Below are 12,170 nucleotides of genomic sequence, written 5' to 3' on the forward strand. Positions count from 1 at the left end.
TTTTAGTGACCCATAAAATAGCGCCAAAATTTATCAGCGCCACGTTTATGATATAACACTATTATGTGATTAGGCTAGCTTGCTATGTTAAGTCACCCTACCCTCATTTTTGTGTCACAATTTCGGCACAGCTCGTCACGGTGATTTTCCCTCCGTGCTATACTCCGGCCATTCATTCACCACAGAAAACCATCATGCACAATCTCGCAGAACTATCGAAAGAAGATAAAGACAAAGTAAATGTCTGTTAAAAATAACAAAAACCGACCGAAGTGCATAAGTTAATACAAAATTTATTTTTTATGCGAATCCTCCCCTGTTTACTGCTAATATCGGCATTTGATAACATTAAATATTATATTTCTTTGCAGTGAGGTTTATCTTGAAAAAAAAACACATATTACTAGCTATAGTTCTTATGCTGCTTTCATATTCCCTAGGTTTTATTTCCTATCATTTAAAGCTACCACCATTCGAAACAGTTCTTAATGTAAAAGAACACTTCTCAAAAAATGAAGCAAAAAACCCAGGTGATAACTATATTAAAGAGAAAATGTCTTTTTTTAACAGGTTCAACCCTCAAGGTAAGGTTGCCTTCGTAGGTGATAGTCTCACTAATGGTTCTGAGTGGTATGAAATTTTCAAGAGCGATGACATCGTGAATTTAGGCGTTGGTTGGAATACAATTACAAATATAAGTAAAGATCCAACCTATATTACAAACACTCACGCGAAAACTGTATTTATCATGGGTGGGGTGAATGACTTTAATGTTATGGGCTATGATGTTGCGTCAGTTTTTAACTCATACAAAAAACTGATAACACACCTGAATAATAACAACGTAAAAATTTACATTCAATCAACATTGCTCACTAGAAGGGGTGATGAATTAAATGACAAAATAAAGAAACTAAACTTAGCATTAAGTGAATTCTGCTTTAAAACCATCCAGTGTGAGTTTATAGATATTAATAAAGGCATGGCAATTGATGGCAGTTTGATTGAAAAGTATACTCTAGATGGCATTCACCTCAACGGAGATGGATACTACGCTTGGATTTCTCAGATAAAGGATTATGTCAACAATTCCCTAGAGCATTAAATTTCTATTTTCTTGGGCGACATCATCAGATGTCGCCTTTTCAGCGTCACTCGAGAACAAATTTTTTCCTAATCCCTTTTATTGTTATATATAAATCACTCCCATTAAACTCAATAAATCCATTGAGCGGATTAGCTGTAAGCACACCTTCTCTCAATCTAAGTTGAGCTTCAGTTTCAGTGCTGCCCTGAATATCAACTCTTGCTTTAGGTGCTCTGGCTTCATTGTCAACGCCAAACCCAGTCCTGCTATTTATCCAATTTGGTGCTGTTCCAGCAACAAAAATTTGCCAATTATTTTTACCTTCCTCTGCATTGACTGCTAACTGAATTCCTCTCACACTAAGTGCTATTTGATTATATTCAGTGAAGTTAAATCCAACTATACGAGAAACGCTAGCGTTGTTTGCAGCGCCGCCAGTATTAACATCATATCCAATCAAGTCTGGAACATTGGCTTCTGGTGTGGTTTGTAGCTTTGCTGAAAACGCTTTATATGATTCAAAACAAGCTTTATTAGCTGATCCCTCTGACCGGATGCCTGTCTGCTTACCACCAACAAGCCAGTTACCTTGATACACCAATCCTTCTGTAAAATTAGGAGCCTTCTTTGGATATCCATATATAGCAACACCTGTATGTAACATGCTTGCTTTTGGGCTGTCGGATACCAAAGTGTAATTTGATTTTGCTTTATCTAGCGCATCTATCTTTATAGCGATTTGTGTATTTACTACTGACGTGCCGTCATATTCTTGAATTCTAAGCCCATTTCTTTCGTAAATTATGCCAGTGCCGCTGTAGTTTGGTGCTGAAAGTAGCCCACCATGTAATTTAACACCACCTGAACCTTGATATCTAAAGCGGTCTTGAAATGAAAAATTGTGTCCGTAGAAATTATCTCCGCGATAAATTACAGCGGCATCAAATGTTCCGTAAGTTCCATGGTCTGTAATGTTACTTAACACAGATTCATCTCTAAATCCATGTCTATCAGATTCTCCTTGGATATCCCTTGTCAACAATAGAGTATCCCTCTCGCCACCAACAGCGGGTGAAGGTGGCATTGTTCCTATTCTAAGCTGCCCATTGTCAAAAACATTCAAGTCAAGCGTCTTTACAGCAAGCAGGGAGTAGTCAGTACCCGACACCCTAACCCACGCTCCTTTTTCTATGCCGCCAGTAGATTCAGGTGTTGAGCCTGCTGTAACTTTCTTGGGGAAATTACCTGTCCAGCAATAAGTTTGCTTACCAAATTCATTTTCTAACGTTACTTGCTGATCACTGTTTGTTAATTCTTCGATGAAATTCAATCCACTCTCGAAGCTACCAACAATTCCTGAACCAAGCTCAGTCACCACTTTCTGACTAACCACTTCCGTCGTGGATAAGCCTAATTCATTCTTAACTGATGCCTTGTCGAATTTACTGTTAAGCACTTCGGTGGCGTCACCAATGCCAGTGATGCGCCAAGATTGAGCAATTTCTTCTGGTGTTGCCGTATTAAAGTTGACTAGGTTATCATCGATCAAACTCTGATATTCTGCTGACTCATCATTAGACTGGAGCGTAGCGCCTTTTGGGTAACCACCAATTGATAGAGCAAAATCAGGATCAAACTTGTATCGACCTCCTTTGCTTTGGAACACTAAATTTTCGGATATCTGGTTAAGCACGCCGTTGACATCCCTTCCATCAGGAGGCAACCCTCCTGCATAAACTGGCAGCATAGTTGCTTCTGGAAAGCCAGTTTCCCATGACGCTTTCTCATCTGACATCGAAGTAGATTTAACTTTAGGAATATCATCTTTTATGCCGCTATTGGCAAAGGGAACTGGTATTAGTTTTGGGTTTTGCATAGTCTTTTCCATAAAAAAAGCCAGCTTGTTAGGCTGGCTTGTGGTTTTTTCTTATTTGATTTGAATTTGTTATGCTGCTTTTACTATATATAAAAATGCAATGTTGCGTGGGCGAGTTTCAGTGCCTCCCACCTCTGATGTGAGCCATGTTCCCGCACCGCCATCACTTACAACGCGGGTGTTTGACCCCGTTGCTCCATCATATCCAACTTTTGCTCCATTCAAATGCTGATGCCTCTTGAATTCATCTAGCTGAGGCGATGCTACCAATCTACCTGGGTCTACACCGCGACCTGCGTCAAGCCCTCTAATAAACTCCCCCCTGAGATCGGGGAGTTTCCCTGAAGGATATGCCTTAGCAAGTAACGGGTATGCTGTTTTATTAAATTCCTGCCCATTACAAGAAAAATATCCTTCTGGGGGTGAGCTTTGAGGCCAAGGTATAGGTGACCCTACAGGCACTGAGTAGCTTACTATGGCATCCGTTACTGCCTTCTGTGTCATCACCTTACTGGTTGATTGGCCAGTCGATGAGACTAAAGTTACCGTTCCATTTATGGATGTAGTGGCCTGTTTTGGAAGAGATGATGTGACAGCATCCTGACTCATCACCCCTGTTTTAGAATTACCTGTAGTTTGAAGTACGGCTTTCTTATCTAATTTACTGCTAATATCAGTAGCCAATGACGTAGTGCTTATTAATTTCCATGAGTCATTTATTTGTGCTGATGATGCAGTATTAAAATTAACTTTGTTGCCATCAATCAGGCTTTGATAGTCTTTTGTTTCGTCGTCAGATTGAAGTATTGCCCCTTTTTGATAGCCGCCAATTTCTTCAGCATAACTTTCTGAAAACTTAATTCTCCCACCTTTAGCGAAGTGAACTAACATCTCGGATATCTGATTAAATATCCCGTTAAAGTCTAGCCCTCTTGGTGGCAATCCTCCTGCTGATTCAGGTAGCATAGTTGCAGGAGGGAAGCCTAAATCCCAAGTGGCCTTTTGAGTCGGCATTGTAGGATCTCGGGTTACGGGTATTTCGTCCTTTTGTCCATCGGCTGCGAATGGAACAACGATTAATTTAGGGTTGATCATTGGGTGTCACCTTTAAATGGAGCTTGGTTAAATGGCTGATAACCTGAGCCATAGAAACCGAAGAAATCACCTAAGTTTTGTTCCTGAATAGAAATACCTACGCCAGATGGTCTAGGCAGTATGTTTTGATGATAAATAAGATTTTTATCTATCTCAGAAAGTCTGTTTTCAAAAACATAAGTCGCTGCCATATGACCAGTAATTAGGTAATAAGCGCGTGTAGATTTGAAGGCTACTTTCAGGAATGCGTTAATGTTTGGTGCGGTTGCGTAGAGAATATTTGAATAGGCTTTAGTTAATATGGCATTTCTGAATGTTGTATCATCCATCTGAAATGTTGATTCACCTTCTCCACCTCCGTAAAAGGGGGCTTGGTTAAAAGGTAAATATTTATCTGTTTCGCTAAAACCAAAGTAATTCTCGTTAGGGTTAGGAATTGATAGCGCACGATTAACGCCAACTATTCTCGACCATATATCAAGCCCGAACCCTTGCGCTGTTTGAATATTAAATACCATTCGATAGAACTGATTGATGTCCTCTCGGGGGTCTATAGTCTCGTTACATTGGCTTAATATTTCGGTGATAATGGGAGAGTTGGCATATTCGCTAAGGTAGGTTTGCTCTACTTTTTCCATCACTCTATCCTTATGTCATCTTCAGCCAGTACCGGGTATTCATCTATACCAAAATCAAGATAGGTAACTGGTGCGCCTGAGTCTCTCGACACCATAATATCTATCATTCTGTTAGCGCTTATCCCTGACACTGAACAAACATAATCACTTGCTATCAAACGCTTGGCTATCTGGCCTTTACCACGCCCTGAAGTGAACTCATTCAAAATAGCTTTTTTAATCGCCTCTTTCTCTTGTGAGGTGACTTTAGTTGCATCCTGATAAGTTACGATAAATTGAACCGGTATAGGCGTCGGCCTGATGAATTTAATTTCATACGATGGCGGTAAATATGGAAAATTAACCGTGTCCTGATAAGTAACCGTGGTGTTGCCAACAAATGAGCATCCAGTACCCGCTTTGATTAATATCTGCTTGGCAATTTCGTTATCATCACCACCAACAACTGAGACAGCGATTGAGTTTCTAATTAGCGCGTAATTCGTCACGCCTACTGTTATTGTGTTATCGCTTGGGTTATCAACTACGTAGCAATCAATAACATCTTTGATGTTGTTTACAGCCCCATAAGTTGCATCGTTGGTATTTTTCGCATTCTTAGCAACCGACTGCTCACGCCTTAATTCAAACTCTTGGCGTGATTCTGCATTTCTGCCAATTACCGCCGCAGTGTTATTTGTCACGCTATCAAGTCCACTTATATTTCTAACGATTCGGTTAATCGTATTGGGCTGCGCTGAAATCATCCCTGCCGTATTGCAGCTTGCGTTAACTGTGGCTAAGCCATCAGCACCTATTCTGGATTCACCTGTCGTTGACCAGTAAAGGCCAGCTTCGTCCAATATTTGAAAGCCTGTGGGTATAGTCACACCTGATAGGCCATTAAATGTTAATTCTGCAACTGATTTTGTCGCCTGTTTGCGCTGTAAGAAATACAGATAGCCAATGGCATCCTGCATTTGTCCGTCAGCGTATCGCGGGTCGAATTGATTAAATAGCTCAATTAGCTGGTTACGCTCATCGGTAATGATTGCGGCTAATGTGGTGACTAACTGACCTTGCGGCGTGTCCATTGACACATTCAACTTCTCACCGAAAGCACCTTTCATTAGTGACCATAGACCATCAATAACCTCTTGCGTGGTCGGTGCAATAATACCTTGTTGCGTTATTTCTAACTTGGGGATCATAATCCTATTACTCCTTCTCGGCCTGTTTGGTCAGTGAAGATTAATTGCCCCCTGACAACGCGATCATTTGCTGTGCTTAATATCGCTCTTGCTGTTACCACGCCATCAACCGACATTGCAGCATCTTCTAAATACTGGCGATAAAGCGAGAGTGAATATCTGTTCTTGCCTAAAATATCCTCAAGGTACGGAATGCCTTCACCTTGCGAGAAATACATATCTTTCAAAAACACCCGGCACTTATTCGCAACAGATTGGGCTATGGCGTACTGGTCTGAGGCAATAGCAATATTCCCCGACACATCTAGGGTTAAATCCCATGTGTCAGGTAATAGAAACAATGTTTTCATTTTTACACCTGCTGATTAGGTACTGTAGTTTCTGCGTACTCGCCTTGTGCGGTGTGAGTGTGATAGTTGTAGGTTTCGCGCATGCTAGCCATGGTTTGTGTATTTCCACCGCCAGTATTATCAGTGATATCACTAGCCGCCTGAACTGTGCTCGTGGTCTCTACTGGTGCATCCAGTACTACCTTTGAGCCCTTCATGTTGATTTCACCTGTGGCCATAATATTTATTCCACTATCGAGAAAGTGAATGTATTGCGATGGTGTTCCGTTCAGTATGCCGCCAATGTATAAACTATCCGCTATGTCATACTGACGTTTAGTGTCTGGCGTGGCGTCTTTTTTGGTGCGCTTAATCTTTGAAATATCACGCGAGGCGACAAGACAAATACCAATATCACCAACTTTAGGGTCGAGAATTACCGCATTGCTGCCGCCCTGATAGCGAAAATAAGGCACGTTAAACACCGTAGCATTATCAAAGGCATTACCAGCACCATCCACCTGAAGAACCATCGGAACAATATCAACAAAACCAACAGGATTAACGCCACCGCCTTTAACTTTCATTATTCGGCAAATGGTAACTGTACCCACTCGACCGATTAGGCTGTTAATGATGAACTCTTGCGTTCTGGCTCCCCCGCAAATATCTTCGGGGTAATAAGGTAGTTCAGAGTTATTTTGCGACATAAGTATTTTTATCCGTTGTTTTTTGGGCTAGAACCTCCATAAACCATCGTCCTGATTCGGTTTCAGTTTCTAGAATTGTTCTTATTCCAAACGTGAACCACTCGCCATTAACCAACTCAATGCTGCTGTCCTGTATTCTCACCTTTCCCCCAAATACAATCAGAGGGTTATAAAGGCATCGAAAGCTAACCCCTTGAGGATTTGGCACTGGATAACTTATTAGGCCAGTTGAGGGGCTAATAACGGCTATTTTTACGTTACGAGGCGACCCTTTCGGCGCGATGGCCACACTGTTTGCACCTAAATAAAGATTGTTATTTGTGTTGTCACAAAGCCATCTGATACGGTCAATATCAGAACCCGTTAAGTAAGGGTTTTCTATCACTGAATTAACATTGTTGTTTTCAAATGAGAACCCTATCCTCTGGCATATTCTGCCAATAAGGTCAGATACTTGATATTGCCCTTCAAAGCTTTCAGCTTGTGATGGATTTTTTGATTCAAAGGCTGCCAATTGAGACTCTATTGTTACTGACACGTTAGGGGCTTCAGAGTAATCAGGTAGCGCATAAATAATCCCCCCCTTAAACACTTGAGAGAAATCACCACCATCTTCTGCAGCTTCTAAAGTTACAGTATTAAGTAGCGTGCTAACATCTCGCCATCGTAGAAAAATAAGCTTATTCATAGTCTCTTGCGGTAGACCATAGATTTTTATTCTTGCGTGCGGGGTAACTGAACCATTCCCCGCTATAACTTCAGCGCTTATACGCAAACCAACTGTTGATAATTTATTTTTATTGTCTGATGTGAAAACTTCATTTTTGTTGCCGAGTTTTAAAGTGAGTCTTAGTGACTTTCGATTAAATGCCATCAGCCCATATCAACCTATATCTAGAGCCCAAACCAGTGTATTCAGGGTCTGTATTGCCTTGCTGGTCTGCGAAAATTAGCCACTGGCAGATATACGTCATATTTCGGCATATCCGATTGCAAACCACGTTTTCATTATTTTTCTTCACCGTTGCGTAGAGTTTATTTAGCCGAGAATTGAGTTCGACTTCATACTCGTCAGTGCCGTTAGTAAAAGAGAATGCTTGATTAGGAATTGGCGATAGTGGAATTTCGGTGATCATTGTTGCCCGCCTATCATTTGGTTTACTGACATATCAATGCCGTCTATCGCCTCAGATGCGGCGCCATAAACATTTTTCATTCCATTAGCCAAAGCATCAACCGCACCGCCTAGCTTACTGAGAAAACTACCATCACCTGAGAAAGCATCTTTAACATCAGACATTGTTTCGCCTAGCGTCTCACCCACCTTACCGAATCCAGTACCCTGAGTTTTATTACCCGCATCTTTAACGCGTGAATCATCAGGGTTAGTAACCTCTTCCTCGTCGTACTGAACCGACACCTCGCGTATTTCCTCAAGATGTACGTTCACCTTAATCAAGGTTGCTCCGTCTCTAGCCTCACGAGCAAAATCAAAGCCGACAATATTTGCGCTTTTATAAACATACTCAGGCGTGATGATGTAAAACTTGAGCGTGCTTTTGGCTAATATTTCTAGCTGAGCCAAGAACGCCCCGCGCTCTAATGTGCCGCCACTACTTTTGCTTAATTGCACAGTGGCCTTGTATGGGTCTGCCACTTTGTTGTAACTGGTAAAAGAACCTTTCTCTATCGGCGCATTCACTACACGGCTCTGATTTTGGTATTGCAGGGATAGAACGTTATCAGCAAGCAATAGCGGAACGCCGAACTCGTTAAATATCCCCCAATAGTTACCGAATAAAGTATTGATTAACGCGCCACCGCCTAAACTAATTCCCGCGTTAATAGCTGCGTCAGGGATCCCCTTCCAGTTTGGTATATCTGGCATTCCGAACATACTTACCTCTAAAATAAAAAGCCTCACAAAGGAGGCTTGTATTTTTAATTGAGCGTAGGAACTAGTTGATAAACACTGTTAGCAATCGAATCCATTGCATCACCACTAACTCCTGATATCGTGCTAGCTGTAGTCATTACATTTATATCACCTACGCTAATATCGGTTTTGTTATTAACAGTTTGAGGCTGTGACTGTAGTTTTTTAGTTTGCCCTAAAAAGTTATCAGCCAAACCACCAACTCCTGAAGATATAGGCTTAGATAAAGAAGCCATTATACTTTTGGAATTATTAATCGCATTTACTGTTGGATCACCAGTTCCATTGATAGCAGCCGTAATCAATGAGTCTGAATATGGCAATGGCTTTTCTATTTCAACCTTGCTCATGGAATGCATGAGTGCCTTCATAACCTCAGGGTCTCTCAGGTCTAAAGTTTGACTAGGTGAAACACCAAGCTCATCAGCCACTCTCTTTATGTAACCGCTAGTATTGTTATTGTCAGAGGATGGAGCCCAAGTTTTAATTATATCCTCCACCGTTTGAAGCTTCTTCCCTGTGGTTTTCCCATCGTAATATCTTAAAAGCTGGTTAACCGTTGCTGATAGTCCATCATAAGGGGTGTTGAACTTTGCAAACCTAGCGCCTTTGCCATCTTCTAACACTGAATTTCTTTGGCCTACATAATTCATGTTAAGCGGGTTGTTATTCCTTTCCCCTCTACTATTTCCTACTGCTGGTTGCGATTCACCACTATTAAGGAATGGTTTTGATAGATTTGAAATAACATTTTTAACCCCATCCTTACCAAGGCTTAGCACCCCAGCGCCAGCAACAAACCCATCACCCACTTTAGCAGCGGCAACAATTTTGTCCTCAACGGTCGCATTCGGATCATTAAACTTATGCACCGCAGCAACAACTAAAGAGGCTTTTTCTCCTGCTTTACTCATCACATCACCGAAGTGCTCAGCGGCATCATCGATATAGGACTTAATGATAGGGATAGCGGCAGCGAAGCCAGCAATTAACAGAGCAGGCCAACCAAGCAAGCCAGCAAAAGCAAGTCCGATTCGACCGACACCAAGCACGATACCAGTAACCCATTTACCACCGAACCACGTAGCGAAAGCAGCCAAGGCCAATTTCCAACTACTCAGGTTTCCGTCTTGGTCAGTAAACCATTTGCCGATAGTGGTGTCTTGGAACCACTCTTTAAACGCTTTGAGCTTTTCGAGAACAAAGGTGATTGATTTATCCCACTCTGACCAATCGAACAGGGATTTTTCGCCTTTCTTCCATTTATCGTAATCGTCATAAAGCGCAGCAATCGCACCACCAAGAAGTAACAGTAGGCCAACGCCACCAAACAACGGTGCAAACATGCCCATGAATGCTGCGCCAGCTTTCAGAGCTAGAGGAATGAGCGTAACGCCTATCACTGTTCCTATGGCCTTAAACACAAAGACAGCCGTGTCTCGGTTCCTGTTCAGGTAATTCAAGAAGCCCGATATAGTCTCAGAGAATTTAAGCGCATACGGCATCAGGTAGTTTGCAAGTAAGGTTTTTAACCCTTCCCATTGGCGACTGACTAAAGCGTTCTGCTTGTTTAACTGGCGGCTTATTTCTAACTCTTGCTCGGATGAGACGACGATATCTTTTTGCAGTGCGAGATATTCTTCAACCTCGCGGCGACCCTGTAACAGCATGTTAATCGTGCCGTCATCAAAGCCCATATTCTTAGCAAAATTATAAGCTTGAGGTCGTGACATCTTCGATAAACTATCGGACACGTCCAGCAAGATATCATCAAGGTTTCGGAGTTCACCATTGGATTTAATCACGCCAACATTCAGCGCATTAAAGTAAGGAAACACCGAAGTATCACCCATCGTCACCATGTCCCACAGCGATTTGCTCAGGCCAGATAAACTCGCCGCCATGCCATCAGCACTACCGCCAGACATTTCCGCAGCACCTTGCCAGCGTTTAACGGCTGTCGCGCTCATTCCTAAGTTTTTACTGAGGAAGTTTAACTGGTCATTAGCCTTTGCTGTGTCGTCAATAAGCTTTTGCATTCCAGTAGAAACCAGAATGGCACTGAATAATCCAGCTAGTGCCTTAACGCCATTGTTAATTGACTTGGTGAACTTGTCGGATTCTGCGGTAGCTTTCTTGGCGCTATCAGCGAGGTCTTTATTGGCCTTGGTTGCATCATTTGCATCACGCTTGAAGTCGCCGCCATCCAACTTTAGCGATACGAGAAGGGTATCAATTAGAGTTGCCATCGGTTAACTCACTCATCAGTTGCTTGTTGTACGCCTCGACTTGATGAATTTCTAGCAAGTTAAGCGCGTCCTCTAGGCTGTAAATCGTTGAAAGCTCGTGCAGTGTTGCATACTTGGCAGTAATCACCTGATACACAACACTGGACACATTCAAAGTTTCAGCCATCACGCCATCACGCAGCGGTAGACCAGCCTTTAACTTTTCGAGTCTAAGCCACCGCCTTGTACTAAAAAATCAAGGTGAATAGCTAATGCCTCCTTGCGAAGCGTGAATAAGGTTGTTAACTCGGTGACGTCGGAATCAAGCAGTAATGAGCGAGCGTTACCGCCTGACGGGATCACTTGAACGCAATCAAGTAATTCATTCAACAATGGGATGCCAACATCAGTATCGATGCCAGCCAGCGCCTTGAGTGCGACATTTGCCATGCCTAAACCACCCATATTTGGATTGATACCTTCGAGGTCTACGCCACCTTTAGCAACTGCAAACAATGCGCGCATCGACCAGTTATCCAATTTAACAATAGGCATTTCAGAGATTAGAAACGTTTTACCTGCATCACGACCTTTTGGGATAGTGATGGTTTTTGATTTCAGTGACATTAGATTTCCTCAGCGCCGTTAAATACCATGTTGAAGTTGTAGCTTGTTCCATCCAGCAGTTTTTTACCGCTTGCACCGCCAGTCATGGAGGTTAAGCCACCCGTTGCGCTGTAACGTTTTCCGATTGACGGAATTTCAACAATAACGTCAATAAAGCGCGCCTCCATGTTGCTATTAAAGTCTTTACGGATAGTCTCCATTACCTGAGTCGATATACTGTTGGCCTCAAGGTAAAGCGTCCACTGAGTTTCGTGAGGTGTGTAACCGATGGACTGCTTACCATCAACACCCATACGAGTTTCGCCGATATTAGCCTCGCCAAAGTTCCAAGCGTTATCAGTCTGGAATCCTTGAATCTGCACATATTCGTCGTAAACGCCTTTGCAGCGCAGCATCAGCACAGAGTTAGCCGATGTTAATGTTCTTGGGTTATGTCCCATTGGCATGATTAATT

13 protein-coding genes are annotated in these 12,170 nt (G+C 42.3%); 1 reads left to right on the forward strand and 12 read right to left on the reverse strand.

The window, feature by feature from the left end:
- Window positions 1–382 precede the first annotated feature (382 nt).
- Complete coding sequence (locus tag AAZR93_RS14200) at window positions 383–1,105, forward strand: GDSL-type esterase/lipase family protein (RefSeq protein WP_434720174.1); 723 nt, start codon at window positions 383–385, stop codon at window positions 1,103–1,105.
- A 46-nt stretch (window positions 1,106–1,151) separates the two neighbouring features.
- Here the strand turns inward: AAZR93_RS14200 and AAZR93_RS14205 are convergent, their stop codons facing one another.
- The 12 genes from AAZR93_RS14205 to AAZR93_RS14260 all read right to left on the reverse strand — a co-directional run bounded on the left by AAZR93_RS14205 (window position 1,152) and on the right by AAZR93_RS14260 (window position 12,162).
- Window positions 1,152–2,963, reverse strand: coding sequence for a hypothetical protein (locus AAZR93_RS14205; protein ID WP_434720175.1), 1,812 nt, complete (start codon window positions 2,961–2,963; stop codon window positions 1,152–1,154).
- 69 nt (window positions 2,964–3,032) lie between these two features.
- Window positions 3,033–4,058, reverse strand: a complete 1,026-nt coding sequence (locus AAZR93_RS14210; RefSeq protein ID WP_434720176.1) for a phage tail protein — start codon at window positions 4,056–4,058, stop codon at window positions 3,033–3,035.
- A complete protein-coding gene (locus AAZR93_RS14215) occupies window positions 4,055–4,696 on the reverse strand; it encodes a DUF2612 domain-containing protein (RefSeq protein ID WP_434720177.1) in 642 nt (213 codons plus the stop codon). Before AAZR93_RS14215 ends, AAZR93_RS14210 begins: the two co-directional genes overlap by 4 nt.
- Window positions 4,696–5,886, reverse strand: a complete 1,191-nt coding sequence (locus AAZR93_RS14220; protein WP_434720178.1) for a baseplate J/gp47 family protein — start codon at window positions 5,884–5,886, stop codon at window positions 4,696–4,698. The genes AAZR93_RS14215 and AAZR93_RS14220 overlap by 1 nt, the downstream gene beginning before the upstream one ends.
- On the reverse strand, window positions 5,883–6,236 hold the full coding sequence (locus tag AAZR93_RS14225; protein ID WP_008915962.1) for a hypothetical protein: 354 nt from the start codon (window positions 6,234–6,236) through the stop codon (window positions 5,883–5,885). Before AAZR93_RS14225 ends, AAZR93_RS14220 begins: the two co-directional genes overlap by 4 nt.
- A 2-nt stretch (window positions 6,237–6,238) precedes the next feature.
- Window positions 6,239–6,925 carry a phage baseplate protein gene (locus AAZR93_RS14230; protein WP_434720179.1) on the reverse strand — a complete coding sequence of 229 codons (687 nt, stop codon included), beginning with the start codon at window positions 6,923–6,925 and terminating at the stop codon, window positions 6,239–6,241.
- On the reverse strand, window positions 6,912–7,799 hold the full coding sequence (locus AAZR93_RS14235) for a baseplate hub protein (RefSeq protein WP_434720180.1): 888 nt from the start codon (window positions 7,797–7,799) through the stop codon (window positions 6,912–6,914). The genes AAZR93_RS14230 and AAZR93_RS14235 overlap by 14 nt, the downstream gene beginning before the upstream one ends.
- Window positions 7,789–8,061 (reverse strand): hypothetical protein, encoded by a 273-nt coding sequence (locus tag AAZR93_RS14240; RefSeq protein WP_434720181.1) that lies wholly within the window; start codon window positions 8,059–8,061, stop codon window positions 7,789–7,791. Before AAZR93_RS14240 ends, AAZR93_RS14235 begins: the two co-directional genes overlap by 11 nt.
- A complete protein-coding gene (locus tag AAZR93_RS14245) occupies window positions 8,058–8,813 on the reverse strand; it encodes a phage baseplate protein (protein WP_434720182.1) in 756 nt (251 codons plus the stop codon). The genes AAZR93_RS14240 and AAZR93_RS14245 overlap by 4 nt, the downstream gene beginning before the upstream one ends.
- Before the next feature lie 53 nt (window positions 8,814–8,866).
- Window positions 8,867–11,110 (reverse strand): hypothetical protein, encoded by a 2,244-nt coding sequence (locus AAZR93_RS14250; protein ID WP_434720183.1) that lies wholly within the window; start codon window positions 11,108–11,110, stop codon window positions 8,867–8,869.
- Window positions 11,111–11,305: 195 nt separating this feature from the next.
- Window positions 11,306–11,716: a hypothetical protein gene (locus tag AAZR93_RS14255; RefSeq protein ID WP_434720184.1), complete on the reverse strand. Its 411-nt coding sequence runs from the start codon at window positions 11,714–11,716 to the stop codon at window positions 11,306–11,308.
- The gene (locus tag AAZR93_RS14260; protein ID WP_434720185.1) at window positions 11,716–12,162 is read right to left on the reverse strand and encodes a phage tail fiber protein; all 447 of its coding nucleotides are present in this window, start codon (window positions 12,160–12,162) and stop codon (window positions 11,716–11,718) included. The genes AAZR93_RS14255 and AAZR93_RS14260 overlap by 1 nt, the downstream gene beginning before the upstream one ends.
- Window positions 12,163–12,170: the final 8 nt, after the last annotated feature.

Source organism: Providencia sp. Je.9.19 (assembly GCF_051129765.1).
In the GTDB taxonomy this organism is placed as follows: Bacteria; Pseudomonadota; Gammaproteobacteria; order Enterobacterales; family Enterobacteriaceae; genus Providencia.